This window comes from Xanthomonas sp. DAR 80977 (genome assembly GCF_041240605.1).
Lineage (GTDB): Bacteria > Pseudomonadota > Gammaproteobacteria > Xanthomonadales > Xanthomonadaceae > Xanthomonas_A > Xanthomonas_A bundabergensis.
The window spans coordinates 2,242,673-2,261,482 of sequence record NZ_CP162487.1; the positions used below are offsets into that span (position 1 = coordinate 2,242,673).

16 protein-coding genes are annotated in these 18,810 nt (G+C 71.5%); 8 read left to right on the forward strand and 8 right to left on the reverse strand.

Annotated elements, in window-relative coordinates; translation table 11 throughout:
* Positions 1 to 66 precede the first annotated feature (66 nt).
* On the reverse strand, positions 67 to 771 hold the full coding sequence (locus AB3X10_RS09535; RefSeq protein ID WP_369981042.1) for a TetR/AcrR family transcriptional regulator C-terminal domain-containing protein: 705 nt from the start codon (positions 769 to 771) through the stop codon (positions 67 to 69).
* Positions 772 to 833: 62 nt separating this feature from the next.
* On the opposite strand from AB3X10_RS09535, the gene AB3X10_RS09540 reads away from it, so the two are divergent.
* The 4 genes from AB3X10_RS09540 (at position 834) to AB3X10_RS09555 (ending at position 6,324) form a co-directional block, all read left to right on the forward strand.
* A complete protein-coding gene (locus AB3X10_RS09540; protein ID WP_369981044.1) occupies positions 834 to 1,988 on the forward strand; it encodes an efflux RND transporter periplasmic adaptor subunit in 1,155 nt (384 codons plus the stop codon).
* A 6-nt stretch (positions 1,989 to 1,994) separates the two neighbouring features.
* Positions 1,995 to 5,117, forward strand: a complete 3,123-nt coding sequence (locus tag AB3X10_RS09545) for an efflux RND transporter permease subunit (RefSeq protein WP_369981046.1) — start codon at positions 1,995 to 1,997, stop codon at positions 5,115 to 5,117.
* Between the two features lie 85 nt (positions 5,118 to 5,202).
* Positions 5,203 to 5,760 (forward strand): adenine phosphoribosyltransferase, encoded by a 558-nt coding sequence (locus tag AB3X10_RS09550; protein ID WP_369981048.1) that lies wholly within the window; start codon positions 5,203 to 5,205, stop codon positions 5,758 to 5,760.
* Between the two features lie 216 nt (positions 5,761 to 5,976).
* Positions 5,977 to 6,324, forward strand: a complete 348-nt coding sequence (locus AB3X10_RS09555; RefSeq protein ID WP_228318907.1) for a hypothetical protein — start codon at positions 5,977 to 5,979, stop codon at positions 6,322 to 6,324.
* A 149-nt stretch (positions 6,325 to 6,473) separates the two neighbouring features.
* Here AB3X10_RS09555 and AB3X10_RS09560 read toward each other — a convergent pair whose 3' ends face one another.
* On the reverse strand, positions 6,474 to 6,992 hold the full coding sequence (locus tag AB3X10_RS09560) for a DUF6985 domain-containing protein (protein WP_369981051.1): 519 nt from the start codon (positions 6,990 to 6,992) through the stop codon (positions 6,474 to 6,476).
* The gene (gene dbpA, locus AB3X10_RS09565) at positions 6,989 to 8,365 is read right to left on the reverse strand and encodes an ATP-dependent RNA helicase DbpA (RefSeq protein WP_369981053.1); all 1,377 of its coding nucleotides are present in this window, start codon (positions 8,363 to 8,365) and stop codon (positions 6,989 to 6,991) included. The genes AB3X10_RS09560 and dbpA overlap by 4 nt, the downstream gene beginning before the upstream one ends.
* 131 nt (positions 8,366 to 8,496) lie before the next feature.
* On the opposite strand from dbpA, the gene AB3X10_RS09570 reads away from it, so the two are divergent.
* Positions 8,497 to 10,383 carry an ATP-binding cassette domain-containing protein gene (locus AB3X10_RS09570; RefSeq protein ID WP_369981055.1) on the forward strand — a complete coding sequence of 629 codons (1,887 nt, stop codon included), beginning with the start codon at positions 8,497 to 8,499 and terminating at the stop codon, positions 10,381 to 10,383.
* Positions 10,384 to 10,960: 577 nt separating this feature from the next.
* Here the strand turns inward: AB3X10_RS09570 and AB3X10_RS09575 are convergent.
* Both AB3X10_RS09575 and AB3X10_RS09580 read right to left on the reverse strand, forming a co-directional pair.
* Positions 10,961 to 11,464: a barstar family protein gene (locus AB3X10_RS09575; protein ID WP_369981057.1), complete on the reverse strand. Its 504-nt coding sequence runs from the start codon at positions 11,462 to 11,464 to the stop codon at positions 10,961 to 10,963.
* Positions 11,461 to 11,937: a ribonuclease domain-containing protein gene (locus AB3X10_RS09580; RefSeq protein WP_369981059.1), complete on the reverse strand. Its 477-nt coding sequence runs from the start codon at positions 11,935 to 11,937 to the stop codon at positions 11,461 to 11,463. The genes AB3X10_RS09575 and AB3X10_RS09580 overlap by 4 nt, the downstream gene beginning before the upstream one ends.
* Positions 11,938 to 12,264: 327 nt before the next feature.
* On the opposite strand from AB3X10_RS09580, the gene AB3X10_RS09585 reads away from it, so the two are divergent.
* Positions 12,265 to 12,876, forward strand: a complete 612-nt coding sequence (locus AB3X10_RS09585) for a superoxide dismutase (RefSeq protein ID WP_369981061.1) — start codon at positions 12,265 to 12,267, stop codon at positions 12,874 to 12,876.
* Positions 12,877 to 12,935: 59 nt separating this feature from the next.
* Here AB3X10_RS09585 and AB3X10_RS09590 read toward each other — a convergent pair whose 3' ends face one another.
* A complete protein-coding gene (locus tag AB3X10_RS09590) occupies positions 12,936 to 13,433 on the reverse strand; it encodes a helix-turn-helix domain-containing protein (RefSeq protein WP_369981063.1) in 498 nt (165 codons plus the stop codon).
* Between the two features lie 144 nt (positions 13,434 to 13,577).
* On the reverse strand, positions 13,578 to 13,976 hold the full coding sequence (locus AB3X10_RS09595; RefSeq protein ID WP_369981065.1) for a hypothetical protein: 399 nt from the start codon (positions 13,974 to 13,976) through the stop codon (positions 13,578 to 13,580).
* Between the two features lie 168 nt (positions 13,977 to 14,144).
* Here AB3X10_RS09595 and AB3X10_RS09600 point away from each other — a divergent pair, with 168 nt between their 5' ends.
* Together AB3X10_RS09600 and AB3X10_RS09605 are read left to right on the forward strand one after the other, a co-directional pair.
* Positions 14,145 to 17,159, forward strand: coding sequence for a sensor histidine kinase (locus AB3X10_RS09600; protein WP_369981067.1), 3,015 nt, complete (start codon positions 14,145 to 14,147; stop codon positions 17,157 to 17,159).
* An 84-nt stretch (positions 17,160 to 17,243) separates the two neighbouring features.
* Positions 17,244 to 17,810 (forward strand): response regulator, encoded by a 567-nt coding sequence (locus AB3X10_RS09605; protein ID WP_369981751.1) that lies wholly within the window; start codon positions 17,244 to 17,246, stop codon positions 17,808 to 17,810.
* 36 nt (positions 17,811 to 17,846) lie between these two features.
* Here the strand turns inward: AB3X10_RS09605 and AB3X10_RS09610 are convergent, their stop codons facing one another.
* A complete protein-coding gene (locus AB3X10_RS09610; protein WP_369981069.1) occupies positions 17,847 to 18,758 on the reverse strand; it encodes an endonuclease/exonuclease/phosphatase family protein in 912 nt (303 codons plus the stop codon).
* Positions 18,759 to 18,810: the final 52 nt, after the last annotated feature.

The following is an 18,810-nucleotide window of genomic DNA, read 5'->3' on the forward strand; positions in this document are numbered from 1 at the left end:
CTGCAGTAGCGAGCGGTCCGTTGCGGCAGGCCTGCCGCAATCGCCGCGACAGCCCCTGGCGCGGCGTCAGCGCGTCGCCGCGGCGCGGTAGCCCCAGGCGGCGAGGAAGCTGGTCACCACTTCCGCGGCCAGCGCCTGCTGGCTGTCCTGGTCGGGGGCCTGCCCGTTGAGCATCGCGCCGGGGTAGGCGTAGCCGATCGCCGCGCCGATGAAGGCGCTGGCGGCCAGCGCGGGCGAGGCCACGCGCACGTCGCCGCGCGCATCCAGCCTCTGCAGCAGCTCGCTCAGGCGCTGGCGCAGGCGCCCGGTACGGCGCTGGTGCATCGACTGCAGCAGGTCCGGCATCTGCGCGCTGGCCTGCACCAGCAGCCGGTGCAGGCGCAGCGAGGACGGCGCGTACAGGTGCGCCTGCACGGTCAGCGCGATCTGCTGCAGCGCACGCGGCAGGTCCTGCGAGGCCGCATCGCCGATGTTCTCCAGCTGCGCCTGCAGTTCCTCGTTCAGCGCCTCGAACACCTGCATCAGCAGCTCGGCCTTGCTGGAGAAATGGTTGTACAGGCTCTGCCGGGTCAGCCCGGCGTGCAGCGCGATCTGCTCCAGCGAGACCTCCAGGCCGTGCTCCAGCAGCAGTTCGCGGGCGGCGCGCAACAAGCGCGGCCGCGCCAGCGCCGGGCGCCCGCGCTGGCGCCCGGCCGGCGCAATCGCGCGCGCTTCCGGCGTCGCCGGGGCGGCGCTAGACACCGTGGTGCGGGCGATTGTGCGATCCTTCATGCTTATTTATTTGTCTTTAAGTAAATTAAATAATCCTCCCCCCAGCTTCCAGGATCAAGCGCATGCCCGCGCCTTTCGCCCAGCGTTCTCGCCGCACGCTGTCGCTGCTGCTGTCCCTCGCTCTCGTCACGCTCGCCGGTTGCAAGGGCGAGCGCACTGCGCCGCCGGCGCAGGCCAGGACCGTGGGGGTGGTGACGCTGCAGCCGCAAAGCGTGCCGCTCAGCGCCGAACTGGCTGGGCGTACCGCCGCCTCCGAGGAATCCGAGGTGCGCCCGCAGGTCGGCGGGGTGCTGCGCAAGCGGCTGTTCGAGGAGGGCGCGATGGTGCGCGCCGGGCAGCCGCTGTTCCAGATCGAGCCGACCCTGTACCAGGCCGCCGCCAACGAGGCGCAGGCCAACCTGGCCACCGCCGAGGCCACGCTGACCACCGCCAAGCTGCGTGCCGAGCGCTATCGCGAACTGGGCAAGACCCGGCTGGCCGCGCAGCAGGACGTGGACGACGCCCAGGCCACCTACCAGGAGGCGCTGGCCAGCCGCGACGCCAACCGCGCCGCGCTGGACACCGCGCGCACCCAACTGCGCTTCGCCACGGTGGAGGCGCCGATCAGCGGGCGCATCGGCCGCGCGCGGGTGACCCCGGGCGCGCTGGTCACCGCCAGCCAGGCCGATGCCATCGCCAAGATCCAGCAGCTGGACCCGATGAACGTGGACATCACCCAGTCCGGCAGCCAGTTCCTGGCGCTGCGCCGCGCGATCGCCGACGGCGGGGTGCAGCCGGCCACCGCCGAAGTGCGCCTGAAACTGTCCGACGGCAGCGACTACCCGCTGCCGGGCACGCTGCAGTTCGCCGACATCGATGTCGAGGAGACCACCGGCAGCGTGACCCTGCGCGCGCGCTTCCCCAATCCCGACGCGCAGCTGCTGCCGGGCATGTACGTGCGCGCGATCGTCGGCCAGGGCATCCGCCAGCAGGCGCTGCTGGTGCCGCAGGCGGCGGTGGACCGTACCCCGCGCGGCGACGCCCAGGCCTGGGTGGTGGGCGCGGACAACATCGTGCGCCAGCGCCAGTTCACCACGCTGCGCGCGGTCGGCGACCGCTGGCTGGTCGGCGACGGGCTCAAGCCCGGCGAGCGGGTGGTGGTGGAAGGCCGGCAGGGGCTCAGCGACGGCGCCAAGGTGACGGTCAAGCCGGCCGCCGCTGCCGCCGGCCAGGGCTGATCCGGCATGCTCGCGCGCTTCTTCATCGCCCGCCCGATCTTCGCCTGGGTGCTGGCGATCTGCATCATGGCCGCCGGCGCCATCGCCGTGTTCACCCTGCCGGTGGAGCAGTATCCGGACATCGCCCCGCCCGGGGTCAACGTCACCGCGACCTACAACGGCGCCTCGGCGCAGACGGTGGAGGACAGCGTCACCCAGGTGATCGAGCAGCAGATCAAGGGCATCGACCACCTGCTGTACTTCTCCTCGACCAGTTCCTCGTCCGGGCAGGCGCGGATCAGCATCACCTTCGACCAGGCCGCCAATCCCGACATCGCCCAGGTGCAGGTGCAGAACGCGGTCAACCAGGCGCTCAACCGCCTGCCGCAGGAAGTGCAGCAGCAGGGCGTGACCGTGGCCAAGTCGCAGGGCGACAGCCTGATGGCGGTGGCGCTGTACGACAGCACCGACCGGCTGGACAACGTCGACATCTCCGACTACCTGATCAGCACCCTGCAGGACCCGATCAGCCGCATCAACGGCGTCGGCGAGATCAACGTGTTCGGCGCGCAGTACGCGATGCGCATCTGGATGGACCCGCACAAGCTCAACGCCTACAAGCTGATGCCCGGCGACGTGCGCAGCGCGATCGAGGCGCAGAACACGCAGGTCACCGCCGGCGAACTCGGCGCGCTGCCCACCGGCGCCGACCAGCAGCTCAACGCCACGGTGACCGCGCAGTCGCGGCTGCAGACCCCGGAGCAGTTCCGCGCCATCATCCTGGCCACCCAGCCCGACGGCTCCAGCGTGCACCTGGGCGACGTGGCGCGGGTGGAGATCGGCGCCGAGAACTACCAGAACAGCGCCACGCTCAACGGCCATCCGGCGTCCGGCTTCTCGGTGACGCTGTCCTCCGGCGCCAATGCGGTGGCCACGTCCGACGCGGTGCGCGCCACCATCGAGCGGCTCAAGCCGACCTTCCCGCCGGGCATGGAAGTGGCCTATCCGCGCGACAGCACGCCGTTCGTGCGGATCTCGATCGAGGGCGTGGTGCACACCCTGGTCGAGGCGATCGTGCTGGTGGTGGTGGTGATGTTCCTGTTCCTGCAGAACGGCCGCGCCACGCTGATCCCGGCGATCACCGTGCCGGTGGTGCTGCTGGGCACGTTCGGCATCCTCGCCGCGGCCGGCTTCACCATCAACACGCTGACCCTGTTCGCGATGGTGCTGGCGATCGGCCTGCTGGTGGACGACGCCATCGTGGTGGTGGAGAACGTCGAGCGGATCATGCACGAGCAGCATCTGCCGCCGCGCGAGGCGACCGAGCAATCGATGGGCGAGATCACCGGCGCGCTGATCGGCATCACCGTGGTGCTGGGGGCGGTGTTCCTGCCGATGGCGTTCTTCGGCGGCTCCACCGGCATCATCTACCGCCAGTTCTCGATCACCATCGCCTCGGCGATGGCGCTGTCGGCGCTGGTCGCGCTGACCCTGACCCCGGCGCTGTGCGCGACCCTGCTCAAGCCGGTGGAAAAGGAGCGCCAGCTCGGACGCTTCTTCCGCTGGTTCAACCGCGGCGTGGAGCGCAGCCAGCACGCCTACCAGCGCCGGCTCGGCACGCTGCTGCGGCAGCCGCGGCGCTGGATGGCGCTGTACGCGGTGATCGTGCTGGCGATGGCGGCGCTGTACGTGCGCATGCCGACCGGTTTCCTGCCGGTGGAGGACCAGGGCCAGGTGCAGATCCAGTTCACCACGCCCGAGGGCACGCCGCTGGCCAGGACCGAGGCGCTGGGCCGGCGCATCAACGATTACTTCATGGCCCACGAGAAGAACAACATCACCGCGGTCTTCATGGTGATCGGGCGCAACAACGCCGGCACCGGGCAGAACGCCGGCCAGGCCTTCGTCGCGCTGCGGCCCTGGGGCGAGCGCAACCGCGACAACACCGCGCAGGCGATCATCGACCGCGCCAATGCGTATTTCCGCGGCACCGCCGACGCCAAGATCAGCGTGCTGTCGCCGCCGGCGGTGCGCGGCCTGGGCCAGTCCAGCGGCTTCGAGCTGTGGATCCGCGACAGCGACGGTGCCGGCCGTCCGGCCTTGCTGAAGGCGCAGCAGCAGGTGTTGAAGGAGGCCGGCGACGATCCGCAGCTGACCGCGGTGCGGCTCAACGGCCTGGGCGACAAGGCGCAGCTGCAGGTGGACATCGACCAGGCCCAGGCCAGCGCGCTGGGCCTGGCGCAGGGCGACATCAACGCCACCCTGTCCACCGCCTGGGGCGGCAGCTACGTCAACGACTTCCTCGACCGCGGCCGGGTCAAGCGTGTCTACGTGCAGGGCGATGCGCCGTACCGCTCGCTGCCGGAAGACATCGGCCAGTGGTACGTACGCGGCAAGGACGGGCAGATGGCGCCGTTCGCCAGCTTCGCCAGCACCCACTGGACCCGCGGGCCGCAGCTGCAGCAGCGCTTCAACGGCCTGCCGGCGGCGCAGATCCAGGGCGGCGCCGCGGCCGACAGCAGTTCCGGCGAGGCGATGCAGCGGATGCAGGCGCTGGTCGCCAAGCAGCAGGGCTTCGACCTGCAGTGGAGCGGCCTGTCCTACCAGGAGCAACTGTCCAGCAACCAGACCCTGTGGCTGTACACCGCCTCGATCCTGTTCATTTTCCTGTGCCTGGCGGCGTTGTACGAGAGCTGGTCGATCCCGGTGGCGGTGCTGCTGGTGATTCCGCTGGGCGTGCTCGGCACGGTCACCGCGACCACCCTGGCCGGTTTCGTCAACGACATCTATTTCCAGGTCGGCCTGCTGACCACGATCGGCCTGTCGGCGAAGAACGCGATCCTGATCGTGGAGTTCGCCGAGGCCGAGCAGCGCGCCGGGCGGCCGCTGCTGGACGCGGCGCTGGAAGGCGCGCGGCTGCGCCTGCGGCCGATCGTGATGACCTCGCTGGCGTTCGTCGCCGGCGTGCTGCCGCTGGCGCTGTCCACCGGCGCGGGCGCGTCCAGCCGCCGCGAGATCGGGGTCAGCGTGATCGGCGGCATGGTCTCGGGCACCTTGCTGGCGGTGCTGCTGGTGCCGCTGTTCTTCGTGCTGGTGCGCGGCCTGCTGCATGGCCGGGCAGGGGATGGCCAGGCCGCCCCGGCCGGCTGAGTGGCGGTGAACGGGTAAGGCGGTGGCGCTGCGCGGCGCCGCCTTGCGCCTTAAAATGGGCGCCTCCCCACGCTTCGATGTCCCGATGAACGAGTCTTCCTGCTGCGGCGCGCCCGGCGACGTGCCGGCCCACTGGTCCGGCCACATCCGCGATATCGCCGATTTCCCGAAGCCGGGCATCGTGTTCAAGGACATCACCCCGCTGCTGGCCGACGGCCCGGATTTCGCCTCGGCGCTGGACGAGATGGCGCGTCCCTGGCGCACCACGCCGCTGGATGCGGTGCTGGGCATCGAGTCGCGCGGCTTCATCTTGGGCGCGGCGCTGGCGCACGAGCTGCGCACCGGTTTCGTGCCGATCCGCAAGCCGGGCAAGCTGCCGGGCAGGACGGTGACCCAGGACTACGCGCTGGAATACGGCAGCGACCGCATCGAGATGCACGCCGACGCGCTGCCGGCCGGCGCGCGGGTGCTGATCGTCGACGACGTGCTGGCCACCGGCGGTACCCTGCGCGCGGCGCTGTCGCTGGCGCGGCAGCTGCAACTGGAGATCGTCGGCGCGGCGGTGCTGGTCGAACTGCAGGCGCTGCAGGGACGCGAACGCTGGAGCGAGGAAGTGCCGCTGCTGGCGACGCTGACGTATTGAGCGCGAACCGGTGCGGGTAGCCGTCGTGCGCGGGGCCAGCGCATCGGGTGCGACGATGCCGACCGGCCACCGCGGCAGCGACGATCGAGCCGGGTGACCGCTCGACGGCGGTCGATGTCGATCCGCGGCTGAATGTGTCAACGCCGCGCATTCGCCGGCGAACTTCGCGGCTTACCGTTTCCCGCATGCGATCGGCATGCGACGGGTGGTGGCACGATGAACGGACAAACGCTCTTGCTGGCCTCGGCGGCCGCGTTCGCGTTGGCCAAGCTGGTCTCGGCACTGCTCGTGGCGATCTGGCCGGGCGGTGCGGCGGCGATCGCCGCTTCGCGCATCGGCCGCTGCGTCTACGCCATTGGCAAGGTCACGCCGGTGCTGCTGGCGCTGAGCCTGTTGCTGTACGCAGTGTTGTTCGAACCGCCGGCGCAACTACGCGCCTGGTTGGCGCTGGCGCTGCTGCTGGGCGCGGCGCTGGCGCTGCCGCTCCACCTGCGCCGCAGCCGGCGCGGCGTGGGCGGGGCGCATCCGCCGCGGCAGTGGTCGCGGATCGTGCGGCTGCGCTGAATGTGCTGAGCGCGTCGAGGTCGACGCGCCGAAGTGGGGTGCGCTTTTTTTGGGGCCGATCGTCGACGAGCTGCCGACCATCGGCGGCAGCTTTCCCGTTGGCGCTGGTGCTGCTGGTATTGTGGTCGTGGCCGCCGCGCGCCGCTGCATCAGTGCGGATAGACGACCGTTTCCAGGCTGGGGTCGGCGTAGGCGTCGGCGTGGCTCAGATGCCCATCGAACGGTCCGACCTTGCAGATCCGTCCTTCGTGGGTGAACACCAGTTGCAGTCCGTGTTCCTGTTCCCAATCGCAGTTGCACTCCAGGCTGATGCGCACGCGGCCGTCGCGATAGCGGCTGGCATAGGCCTCGCTGCCGAACTGGACGTGCTGCCACACCTGCGCCGGGTCGTCGATGCGCGGCGAGGGTAGGCCGTGTTTTTCGTGCAAGGCGTGCATGCGCCGGTAATAGGCGAACACGTCCGCAGCGGCGGCGGCGAACGTCGCGTCATCGATGCGCAGGAACGCTTCGATGGCGGCGCCGAAGTCGGCTTGCGCCGCATCGGCGGCGTAGTCTTCGAGGACGAAATTGCAGTCCTCGCGCATCCAGCGCACCGGCACCGCATCGCTCCAGGCGGTGCCGTCCTCGTCCTCGTCCAGCGACGCAAATATCTGCGCCAGCAGGCTCACAGCTTGCTGACCCGGAACCGGCGGCCCTTGATCTTGCCCGCCTGCAGCTGCCCCAGCGCGCGGCCGGCGTGGTCGCGGGCAATGGCGACATAGGAGCGGGTTGGGTAGATCGCGATCTTGCCGATCGCCGCGCCGGACAGGCCGGCGTCGCCGGTCAGCGCGCCGAGGATGTCGCCGGCGCGCAGCTTGTCGGTCTTGCCGCCGTCGATGCGCAGCGTGGTCATCGCCGCCTGCGGCAGCTGCGCCGGGCGCGCGGTGGCCAGCGGCGCGCGCGACCAGCGCAACGGCTGGCCCTGTTCGGCCTCCAGCGCCTGCGCGCGCGCCAGCTCGCGCGGCGCCACCAGGCTCAGCGCCAGGCCGCGCTTGCCGGCGCGCGCGGTGCGGCCGATGCGGTGGCGGTAGGTCTCGGTGTCGGTCGGCAGTTCGTAGTTGAGCACCGCCGCCAGGTCCTCCACGTCCAGCCCGCGCGCGGCCACGTCGCTGGCGACCAGCACGTTGCAGCTGCGGTTGACGAAGCGCACCAGCACCTCGTCGCGGTCGCGCTGCTCCATGTCGCCGTGCAGCGCCAGCGCCGAGAAGCCGAACTGCTGCAGCGAGCCGGCCACCTCGTCGACCTCCTTGCGGGTGTTGCAGAACACCACGCTGGACTCGGGGGTGAAGCGCAGCAGCAGCCCGGCCACCGCCTTCTGCCGGTAGGTCGGGTCGACCTCGAAGAACTGCTGCTCGATCTCCGGCGCGCTGTCGGCGCCTTCGATGGTCACCTCGGCCGGCTCCTGCAGCAGCTCGCGCGCCAGCGCGCGGATCGCGTCGGGGAAGGTGGCCGAGAACAGCAGGCTCTGGCGGTGCTTGTCACAGCGGCTGGCGATCTCGCGGATCGGCTCCTCGAAGCCCATGTCGAGCATGCGGTCGGCCTCGTCCAGCACCAGCGTGCGCACCCCGCCCAGGTGCAGCGCGCGCTTGCGCGCCAGCTCCTGGATGCGGCCGGGCGTGCCGACCACCACCTGCGGGTCGTGCGCCTCCAGCGAGGCCAGCTGCGGGCCGAGCGGCATGCCGCCGGTCAGCACCACCAGCTTCATGTTGGGAATGCCGGTGGCCAGCTTGCGCAGCTGCTTGCCGACCTGGTCGGCCAGTTCGCGGGTCGGGCACAGCACCAGCGCCTGCGCGCGGGTCAGCGCCGGATCCAGCCTGTGCAGCAGGCCCAGGCCGAACGCGGCGGTCTTGCCGCTGCCGGTGGGCGCCTGCACGATGACGTCGCGGCCGGCCAGGATCGGCGGCAGGCTCTGCGCCTGCACCGGGGTCATCGTGGTGTAGCCGAGCGCGTCGATGCCGGGCGCAAGCGCCGGGGAGAGGGACAGGGTGGCGAAATCGTTCATGGCGCATTTTAGCCGGGACTGGGGACTCTGGACCGGGGACTCGGCAAATCCAGGGCAATGCGCGATGCCAGGCGATGCCGCCTTCGCTCTTGGTCCCGAGTCCCGAGTCCCGAGTCCCGTACAATTGCGTCATGCCTCTTATCACTCTGCAGAACGTCGACTACAGCGTCGGCGGCCCCTTGTTGCTGGAAAAGACCGAACTGTCGATCGAGCCGGGCGAGCGTATCGCCCTGATCGGCCGCAATGGCGCCGGCAAATCGACCTTGATGAAACTGATCGCCGGCGAGCTCAAGCCCGACGACGGCGAGATCCGCGTCCAGCAGGGCGTGCGCATCGCGCGGCTGGAGCAGGAGGTGCCGCACGGCGCCGCCGGCAGCGTGTTCGACGTGGTCGCCGACGGCCTGGGCGAGCTCGGCCACTGGCTGGCCGAGTTCCACCGGCTCAGCCATGCCGCCGAGTTCGACGGCGATGCGCTGGGCGCGGTGCAGTCCAAGATCGACGGCGCCAACGGCTGGGCACTGGACCAGCGGGTCAACGAGACCCTGACCCGGCTCGACCTGGACGGCGACGCCGAGTTCGCGCGGCTGTCCGGCGGCATGAAGCGGCGCGTGCTGCTGGCGCGCGCGCTGGTGTCGGCGCCGGACCTGCTGCTGCTGGACGAGCCGACCAACCACCTGGACATCGAGGCGATCGACTGGCTGGAACTGTTCCTGAAGGGCTGGAACGGCAGCGTGGTGTTCGTCACCCACGACCGCCGCTTCCTGCGTGCGCTGGCCACGCGCATCGTCGAGATCGACCGCGGCCAGGTCACCAGCTGGCCCGGCGACTGGGCCAACTACGAGCGCCGCCGCGAGGAGCGGCTCAACGCGCAGGCGCAGGAGAACGCGCGCTTCGACAAGATGCTGGCGCAGGAAGAAGTGTGGATCCGCCAGGGCATCAAGGCGCGCCGCACCCGCGACGAAGGCCGCGTGCGGCGCCTGGAGTCGATGCGCAACGAGCGCACCCAGCGCCGCGAACTCGGCGGCAACGTGCGCATGGAGGCGGCGCAGGGCGAGGCCTCGGGCAAGAAGGTGATCGAGGCCAAGGAGCTGAGCTTCGCGTTCGGCGCGCGGACCATGGTGCGCGATTTCTCCAGCACCATCCTGCGCGGCGACCGTATCGGCCTGATCGGCCCCAACGGCAGCGGCAAGACCACGCTGCTGAAGCTGCTGCTCGGCGAACTGGCCCCGGCCAGCGGCGAGGTGCGCACCGGCACCAACCTGCAGGTGGCGTATTTCGACCAGTACCGCGCCACCTTGCGCGAGGACTGGAGCGCGATCGAGAACGTCGCCGAGGGCCGCGACTTCATCGAGGTCAACGGCAAGCGCAAGCACGTGCACGGCTACCTGCAGGATTTCCTGTTCACCCCGGAACGCGCGCGCGCGCCGATCACCCGCCTGTCCGGCGGCGAGCGCAACCGCCTGCTGCTGGCGCGGCTGTTCGCGCAGCCGTCGAACCTGCTGGTGATGGACGAACCGACCAACGACCTGGACGTGGAGACGCTGGAGCTGCTGGAAGAGCTGCTCGGCGACTACACCGGCACCTTGCTGCTGGTCAGCCACGACCGCGACTTCATCGACAACGTGGTGACCTCGACCATGGTGATGGAAGGCGACGGCCGCATCGGCGAATACGTCGGCGGCTACAGCGACTGGGTGCGCCAGCGCGCCGCGCCGCCGGCCAGCGCGATGGCGGTGGCCAAGGCCTCGGCCACCGCGGCGGCGACCGCGCCTGTGGCGGCGGCCGCTGCGCCGGCGGCCAAGCGCAAGCTCAGCTACAAGGATGCGCGCGAGCTGGAGCAGTTGCCGGCGCGGATCGAGACGCTGGAGCAGCAGGTCGCGGCATTGACCGCGGCGATGACCGAACCGGCGTTCTACCAGCGCGATGCGGCGGCGGTGGGCGCGCATACCCAGGCGCTGACCCAGGCCCAGGCCGAACTGGATGCGGCCTATGCGCGCTGGAGCGAGCTGGACGCGTAGCGGCGCTGGTTGGTGTGGCGTCTTTGCTGCAGGCGCTCGCCGTCAGCTGGCCAGGCGCATTGCAGGTTGTAGGAGGGGGCTTCGGTCCCGACAGCATCCGAAGCCGGAACGTCAACCGCTTCGCTCGTCGCGACCGAAGTCGCTCCCACAGGGAGCTTGCGCTCAGTTGGCTGGATGCGCCGTGGGCGGGACTTCAGTCCCGACGCGATTCTGTTGCGGCGACGCCGCCGCTTCGTTCGTCGCGGCTGAAGCCGCTCCTGCAAAGGTCCTGCGGCCGGTGTGCCGGGTGCGCTGTGCGAGGGATTTCAGTCCCGACAGCATCCGAAGCCGGAACGTCCACCGCTTCGCTCGTCGCGACCGAAGTCGCTCCCACAGGGAGCTTGCGCCCAGTTGGCTGGATGCGCCGTGGGCGGGACTTCAGTCCCGACGCGATTCGGTTGCCGCGACTCGATCGCTTCGTCCGTCGCGGCTGAAGCCGCTCCTGCAAAGGTCCTACGGCCGGCGTGCCGGGTGCGCTGTGAGAGGGGCTTCGGTATCGAAGAGGCGCCAGGCGTGCGACTGCGGAGCCGGCGTTCGCTCAGCGCGAGGCGGCTTCCTCTTCGTCGTCGTCGTCTTCATCCAGGTCGTCGGCCTGGCTGCCGCGCTCGTCGTCGTCGGCCTCGTCGCCGGCCAGCAGGCCGACGAAGGCGACGAAGGCGATGCCGTCCTGCGCCCATTCCTTGGCCACGTCGTCGAGCAGTTCCAGCAGCACGTCGAAATCCTTCTTCGCCACCGATTGCAGTTCGGCCGCGTCTTCCAGCAGCAGCGCGTAGCCGCCCTTGGCCGGCAGCCACGAGAGGTCGCGCAGGCCGTCCATCAACGCATCCCAGTTGCGGCCGAAGCCGATCGGGAAGTCCAGCTGCGCGGCCAGCCGCATCAGCAGCATCGGCTTGCTGCTGCAGCCGCGCAGGTCGATCCGGCACAGCCGCAGGCCGGCGTCGCGGCCGAGCGCGGCGATGCTGTCCAGGTCGCTGTTGGCGACGCGGTAGACGCCCGAGGCGGCCGGCTCGGCGAGGTTCAGGGAAAAATTGAAAGTGTTCATGGCGACGGCCTCCCGGAGGCGATGCTGAAACTGCGGAAACTGGCGTAGTGGTCGTCGCTGTAGTACCAGACGTCCGGCGGGTCGCCGCCGGTGACGATGCGCCGCGTCCCGCGGTGCTCCAGCCCCGGCGTGTCGACGGTGTATTCGCGATAGTAGCCGCGCGGGCGTGACGGCAGCCGGTTTTCGCGGTTGCCGAACACGCTGCCGTCCTGGCGGTGCGGGAACGGGCCCCCGCGCTGGATCAGGGCGATGGTGGCGCGCGCCTCCGGCGGCAGGAACGGCGGCAGCGCGTCCGCGTTCGCCGCCGGCGGGGCAGACGCTGGCGCCGCTGCAGGCGCCGGCGCCCGCAGCGCGGCGGGGTCGCTGAGCGAGGGCGCGAACTGCGGATGCGGCGGTTGCTGCAATGCGCGGATGCCCCACAGGCCGGCGGCGAGCAGCACGATCGCGGCGATCAGTAACACGGGCTTGCGCATGGGGCGGCTCCAGCGAGAACGGCGAGGCGCCACGGGTGTGGGCGCGGCGGCGGCACAGTATGGGCGAGTGCGGCTGTTCGTGCTCTTAACCGGCCCGCGGCGTGGCCGGTCGCGTCGCGTGCGCGGCGCCGGCGCCGGCGCGCGATTCACATTCGACTAACCGGGTGCTGGCGCATCGTAGCCGCCGATCCGCGGCAGCGGCCGGCGCCGCCGCCGCGCGATGGGACGATGTTTCCCCAACGCCGGTCTTGGTAAGGTCGCAGGTCGTCCCTACCATTCATCACGCAACGTCCGTCCTTCCGGCGGGCGAAAGTCCAGGAGAACCGCATGGCCTACACCCTCCCCAAACTGCCCTACGCCTACGACGCGCTGGAACCGCATATCGATGCGCAGACGATGGAAATCCATCACACCAAGCATCACCAGACCTACATCAACAACGTCAACGCCGCGCTGGAAGGCACCGAGTACGCCGACCTGTCGGTCGAGGCGCTGGTGTCCAAGCTGAAGTCGCTGCCGGAAAACCTGCAGGGCCCGGTGCGCAACAACGGCGGCGGCCACGCCAACCATTCGCTGTTCTGGACGGTGATGGCGCCCAACGCCGGCGGCACCCCGGTCGGCGACGTCGCCAAGGCGATCGACAGCGAACTGGGCGGCTTCGACAAGTTCAAGGAAGCCTTTACCAAGGCCGCGCTGACCCGTTTCGGCAGCGGTTGGGCGTGGCTGAGCGTCACCCCGGACAAGAAGATCGTGGTCGAAAGCACCGCCAACCAGGACAGCCCGCTGTTCGAGGGCAACACCCCGATCCTGGGCCTGGACGTGTGGGAACACGCCTATTACCTGAAGTACCAGAACCGCCGTCCGGACTACATCGGCGCGTTCTTCAACGTGGTGGACTGGAACGAAGTCGAGCGCCGCTATCACGCCGCGATCGGCTGATCGCGTCGGCATCGCCGTCGTACCGAAGGCCGGGTTCGCCCGGCCTTTTCTTTGCCGGCCTAGGCGGTCGGCCGGCAGCGCCTGGCGGCGCCTGTCGCGCGCTCGGCCATGTCGTCCGGCGCGGCGGGCGACGTATCCGGCGCAACGGTGCCGGCCCTGTCGCGGTTGTGCCGCGCATACCAGCCCGGGGTGGCGCCGGTGACCCGGCGGAAGCTGTTGACGAAGTGGCTCTGGTCGAAGAAACCGAGTTCGTAGGCCACGGTGCCGACCGAATGGCGTCCGCTCAGCAGCAGTTGCCGCGCGCGTTCGATGCGCCGTTGCAGCAGGTATTGCATCGGGCTGTGGCCGGTGCTCAGGCGGAACATGCGCGCGAAGTGGTAGCGGCTGACGCAGGCCGCGTTGGCGATGTCGGCCAGGCCGATGCGCTCGGCCAGATGGTGGTCGATGTAGTGCTGGGCGCGGGCCAGCGCGGATGGGCGCAGGCCCTTGCCGGCGGCGCTGCCGGCTCGATCGGAAACGGAAGCGGAAGCGGAAGCGGGAGCGTGGGGGCGGGGCATGGCGTGTCTCCTGGGAAGCGCCGGAAACGCCCGCGCGGGATCCGCGCTGGCGCCTGCGGCATGCGCGTGGACAGCGTTTCCGGGACCTGTCCATGTTGCTGCCGGCGCCGTCTCGCGGCCACCCCATTCCGGCAGAGCGAATGCTCACCCGTTCGGGGGATTCCGCGGCGGCGTCCGCGCCGGTGCGCGCGGCAACACCAGCAGGCGCCGGCCGAAGCACCGCGCGTCGAGCGAATAGGCACCAGGCCCGAGCAGCGCCAGCGCCAGCGCCGGCAGCGCCGCCAGCAGCGCAGCGCCCGTTGCGGCCGTGCCATGCCACAGCGCCAGCGCCGGCACCGCGCAGGCCAGCGCCGCGGCCAGCGGGGTGAGCGCGCCGGCGGCCGACAACAGCGCCAGCGCCAGTGCTGCCCACCGCCATGGCGGCGGCAGTGCCCACGGACCGGCGGCGGTGGACGGCCACAGGCTCAGCGCCAGGAACAGGCGCAGGGCCAACAGCCCCAGCCCCGCGCTGCCGCCGGGAAACATGGAGTAAAGTCGTTGCATGCACCCAGGCTAAGACCGGCGCGATACGCCGGCCTAGCCGTATTCGGGGCAGCGGAACATCCCTCGATCGGGGCGTTGGCGATGCCGTCGCCGCCGCCGAGAATCCGGTCTTTCCACTTTTTGCGAGCTGAAGGAAGCGCAGTGCGAAGTCTGCGAAGACGGCTTTGGGTGTGCGCCGCACTGGTGCTCGGCCTGACCGTCGCGGCGTCGCTTGCCGCTGCCACGCCGCCGCCGTTGCGGCCGTCGCCGTTGCACAACACCGCCTGGCGGGTGGAGCAGGGCGCGCCGGCGGACGTGTGGGCGCTGGCGCAGTCCGGCGACGGCTATCTGTGGATGGCCACCGGCTTCGGCCTGTACCGCTTCGATGGCGAACGCTTCGAACGCCGCGAGCCGGCGCACGGCGCGCGCCTGCTGTCGCAGAACGTGACCGCGTTGACGGTATTGCCGGACGGGCGCATGTGGCTGGGCTATTTCGACGGCGGCGCCAGCCTGCTGCAGGGCGACCGGTTGCTGCAGTACGGCCCGGCCGAGGGCTTCCCGGCCGGCCCGGTGGCGCGCATGGAGGCCGACGCGCAGGGCACGATGTGGGCGGCGACCTGGGCCGGGCTGGCCCGCTTCGACGGCCGCCGCTGGCAGCGCATCGGCGCCGACTGGGGCTATCCCGCCGCGCGCGCCGACTGGCTGCTGCGCGACCGCCGCGGCGTGCTGTGGGTCAGCAGCGGCGACAGCGTGCTGCGCCTGCGCCCGGGCGCGCGCCGCTTCGAGCCCACCGGCATCGCCACCATGCTGTACGCGGTGCTGGCCGAAAGCCCGGACGGCCGCATCTGGCTGTCGGACCGGCACGGCGGCACCCGCGCCATCACCGACACCGGCGGCAGGCTGCTGCAGCCGGCCGCGCAACTGGCCCTGCCGGCGCTGCGCACCTTGGCGGCGCGGCGCATGGGCTTCGCCCGCGACGGCAGCCTGTGGCTGTCCGAGTTCCAGGCGCGCGGCGCGGTGCGGGTGGTGCTGGAGGATCCGCGCGCGCCGCGGCTGGAGCATTACCGGCGCAGCGACGGACTGGCCTCCGACTACGCCGCGCCGGTGCTGGAGGACAAGGAGGGCAATGTCTGGATCGGCAGCACGCTCGGCCTCAACCGCTACCGGCAGCGCAACGTGATGGCGCTGCCCGGGCAGCCCGGCGCCGAGGCCGGCGAGGTCGAGGTGCATGCGCAGCCCGACGGCAGCGTGCTGGTGAGCGATCCGCAGGGCATGTTCCGCGCCGACCGCGCCGCGGCCGAGCGGCTGCTGCGCGGTGCGCCGCTGGCGCAGGAGTACGCGCGGCTGCGCGACAGCGGCTGGGTGCTCGGCGCCGGCGGCATCGTGCGCCTGCGCCAGGGGCGCCGGATCGAGGTCGCGCTGCCGGCCGGGTTCGCGCCGCGGCAGGTGCGCGCGTTCCTGTCCGACCGCGCCGGCGACGCCTGGGCCGCGGTCGCCGAGCACGGCGTGTTTCGCTATCGCGACGGGCAATGGACGCGGCAGACGCGGCTGCCGCAGGCCACCTGCACCGCGATCGCCGAGGACGCGCAGGGCCGCTACTGGTTCGGCTACGCGTCCGGCCAGGTGCGGCAGCTGCACGGCGAGCAGGTCCGCGTGTTCGCGGCCGACGACGGCTTGCAGGTCGGCCGGGTCAACACCCTCCACGCCGCTGCCGGCACGCTGCTGGTGGCCGGCGAACTGGGCATCGCGCAATGGCGCGGCGCGCGCTTCGCCACGTTGCCGCCGTCGCGCGCGCCGGGCCTGCGCGGCATCACCGGCATCGCCGAGAGCGAGGACGGCGAACTGTGGCTCAACGGCGCCGTCGGCGTGTCGCGGATCGGCCGGCGCCAGCTCGATGCGGCGCTCGGCGCTGCCGACACCACGCTGCAGGCGGCCTACTACGGCGCCGCCGACGGCTTGCCCGGCCTGGCGGTGCAGGCCAACCGCAGCGGCACCGCGGCGCGCGACGGCGATGGCCTGGTGTGGCTGGCCACCAGCCAGGGCCTGGCCTGGATCGACACCCGGCGCCTGCAGCGCAATCCGTGGCCGCCGCAGGTGTTCGTGCGCGCCCTCTACGCCAACGAGCAGCCGTTGCCGCTGGACGCGCCGCTGCGGCTGCCCAAGGGCACCACGCGCGTGCAGATCGGCTACACCGCGACCAGCCTGACCTCGCCCGAACGCATGCGCTTCCGCTTCCGCCTGGACGGGGTCGACGAGACCTGGCGCGATGCCGGCGCGCGCCGCGAGGCCTTCTACACCAACCTGCGCCCGGGGCAGTACCGCTTCCAGGTGATCGCCGCCAACCACGACGGGGTCTGGAACACGCACGGCGCCACGCTGCGCTTCGGCATCGCGCCGCGCTTCGTGCAGACCCCGGCGTTCTGGGTGCTGTGCCTGCTGGCGCTGCTGCTGGCGTTGTCGGCGCTGTACCTGCTGCGCATGCGCCAGCTGGCCACGCGGCTGCGGCTGCGGCTGGAGGAGCGCTACCAGGAGCGCGAGCGCATCGCCCGCGAGCTGCACGACACCTTGCTGCAGGGCTATCAGGGCCTGATCCTGCGCACCCATGCGGCGCTGGGCACGCTGCCGGCCGACGCGCCGCTGCGGCGCGAACTGGAGGGCACGCTCGATCGTGCCGAACAGGCGCTGGAGCAGGGCCGCGACCGGGTCGAGGGCTTGCGCGCCAGCGCCGGCGGCACGACCTCGCTGCCGGCCGCCTTCGCCGCCATGCTCGAGGAACTGGGCGCCGATTCGCAGGTGCAGCGGCGGGTGCTGGTCGAAGGCACGCCGCGGCCGCTGCAGCCGCTGGTCGCCGACGAGCTGTACCAACTCGGCCGCGAGGCGCTGCTCAACGCGTTCCGCCACGCGCAGGCGAGCAACATCGAGGTCGAGATCGCCTACGGCCGCGATGCGCTGCGGCTGCGCCTGCGCGACGATGGCCGCGGCATCGAACCGCAGGTGCTGGCCGCCGGCGGCCGCAGCGGGCACTGGGGCCTGACCGGCATGCAGGAGCGCGCGCGGCGCATCGAGGCGCGGCTGGACGTATGGTCGCGGCCGGGCATGGGCACCGAACTCAATCTGCGCCTGCCGGCGCGCCGCGCCTACCGCGAACCGGCGCGAAACCGGCTATGGTGCCGCCTGCGCCGATGGCTGCCGGGAACCAACTGAAGTGAGCGACCTGACGTGAGCGACACGCCGCCGGTGCCGATCCGCATCCTCGTCGTCGACGACCATCCGCTGCTGCGCGAGGGCATGGCCGCGGTGCTGGCCGCGCAGCCGGACCTGCAGCTGGTCGGCGAGGCCGGCGACGGCCCGCAGGCGCTGCAGGCCTACCGCACGCTGCGCCCGGACCTGGTGCTGCTGGACCTGCAGTTGCCCGGCATGGGCGGGATCGAGGTGATCGTCGCCCTGCGCAAGGAATTCCCGCAGGCGCGGATCGTGGTGGTCACCGCCTCGCGCGGCGACGTGCAGGCGGTGCGCGCGCTGGAGGCCGGCGCCAGCGGCTACCTGCTCAAGAGCGGGCTGCGCCGCGACCTGGTCGAGACCGTGCGCGCGGTGCACCAGGGCCGGCGCCAGGTGCAGGCCGAGGTGGCGGCGGGGATCGCCGAACACCTGCTCGGCGACAGCCTGTCCGCGCGCGAGATCCAGGTGCTGCAGAGCGTGGCCGCGGGCAACTCCAACAAGGCCATCGCCGCGCTGCTGTCGATCGCCGAGGAGACGGTCAAGGCGCACATGAAGAACATCCTGTGCAAGCTCGGCGCGCGCGACCGCACCCACGCGGTGGCGATCGCGGTCAAGCGCGGCATCATCGAGCTGTAGCGGGCGCAAGCCGCGCCGCAGCCGCGCGCCGCGGCGTCAGGGCACCGGCAGCGGCGGCATGGCGTCGGCCGGCGGCGGATCCAGCGGCTGCAGCGCCACCAGCAGGCCGCGCGGGTCGGCAGTGCCGCGGGTCGCGCCCGGCGTGCGCTCCAGCACGCGCGCGCTGCGCAGCGGACGGAAGCGGTTGCGTTCGAAGAACACATGGTCGGCCTGCGCGGCGAGCGCGAACACGCGCGGATCCAGGCCGGTGCGCGCCGCGTCGCCGCGGGCGCCGCGCAGGCGCGCGGCGCTGTCGCCGAAGCGCGCGGACAACGGCGCCAGCTCCGGCGCGTCGGCGGCGGCGAAGAAACCGCCGGCCAGCAGCGACGGCACGCCCTCGGCGGTGGCATCGATCCAGGCCATCAGGTCGTCGGCCTGCTCGCGGCGGCTGGCGCCGCCGTCGCGATCGGCATGCAGGCGGGTGAAGTACAGGTTCACCGGCTGCCCGTGCAGGTCCACGCGGACCAGGCCGGCCACGCTGTAGTCCTCGAACGGGTGCAATAAGGTTTCCGCTTCCTCCAGCACCGGCAAGCGGGTCAGCAGCGCATTGCCGCGGCGTTGCGGCCGGCTCGGCGGGTCGGCGCTGATGAAATGGCAGTGGTAGCCGAGTTGCGCGGCCAGCCATTGTGCCTGGTTCGGCAGCTGCGCGGTCTGCAGCACTTCCTGCAGCGCGATGGCATCGGGTTGCAGGCGTTGCAACGCATCGACCAGGCGCACGCGGCGCGCGGGCCAGTCGTTGCGGTCCTGCTCGAGGTTGAGGCTGACCACGCTGAGCGTGGCGGTGGGGACGGGCGGCAGCGGCAGCGGCAGGCCCGCGGGCAACGCTTGCGCGCCCGCGTGCGCGACCAGGGCCAGCAGCAGCCAGCCGAGGCGATGCGGTCGTCGTGGGGTCCCGGTCGTGCGCGTCATGCGCTGGATGCTAGGACCTGCGGCTTCAGCGCCGCGTGTACGCAGACACGCG

Excerpts from the sequence above, each read along its gene's own strand:
- AB3X10_RS09535 (WP_369981042.1), bottom strand. The coding sequence starts at position 771 with ATGAAGGATCGCACAATCGCCCGCACCACGGTGTCTAGCGCCGCCCCG.
- AB3X10_RS09540 (WP_369981044.1), top strand. The coding sequence starts at position 834 with ATGCCCGCGCCTTTCGCCCAGCGTTCTCGCCGCACGCTGTCGCTGCTG.
- AB3X10_RS09545 (WP_369981046.1), top strand. The coding sequence starts at position 1,995 with ATGCTCGCGCGCTTCTTCATCGCCCGCCCGATCTTCGCCTGGGTGCTG.
- AB3X10_RS09550 (WP_369981048.1), top strand. The coding sequence starts at position 5,203 with ATGAACGAGTCTTCCTGCTGCGGCGCGCCCGGCGACGTGCCGGCCCAC.
- AB3X10_RS09555 (WP_228318907.1), top strand. The coding sequence starts at position 5,977 with ATGAACGGACAAACGCTCTTGCTGGCCTCGGCGGCCGCGTTCGCGTTG.
- dbpA (WP_369981053.1), bottom strand. The coding sequence starts at position 8,365 with ATGAACGATTTCGCCACCCTGTCCCTCTCCCCGGCGCTTGCGCCCGGC.
- AB3X10_RS09570 (WP_369981055.1), top strand. The coding sequence starts at position 8,497 with ATGCCTCTTATCACTCTGCAGAACGTCGACTACAGCGTCGGCGGCCCC.
- AB3X10_RS09575 (WP_369981057.1), bottom strand. The coding sequence starts at position 11,464 with ATGAACACTTTCAATTTTTCCCTGAACCTCGCCGAGCCGGCCGCCTCG.
- AB3X10_RS09580 (WP_369981059.1), bottom strand. The coding sequence starts at position 11,937 with ATGCGCAAGCCCGTGTTACTGATCGCCGCGATCGTGCTGCTCGCCGCC.
- AB3X10_RS09585 (WP_369981061.1), top strand. The coding sequence starts at position 12,265 with ATGGCCTACACCCTCCCCAAACTGCCCTACGCCTACGACGCGCTGGAA.
- AB3X10_RS09590 (WP_369981063.1), bottom strand. The coding sequence starts at position 13,433 with ATGCCCCGCCCCCACGCTCCCGCTTCCGCTTCCGCTTCCGTTTCCGAT.
- AB3X10_RS09595 (WP_369981065.1), bottom strand. The coding sequence starts at position 13,976 with ATGCAACGACTTTACTCCATGTTTCCCGGCGGCAGCGCGGGGCTGGGG.
- AB3X10_RS09605 (WP_369981751.1), top strand. The coding sequence starts at position 17,244 with ATGGCCGCGGTGCTGGCCGCGCAGCCGGACCTGCAGCTGGTCGGCGAG.
- AB3X10_RS09610 (WP_369981069.1), bottom strand. The coding sequence starts at position 18,758 with ATGACGCGCACGACCGGGACCCCACGACGACCGCATCGCCTCGGCTGG.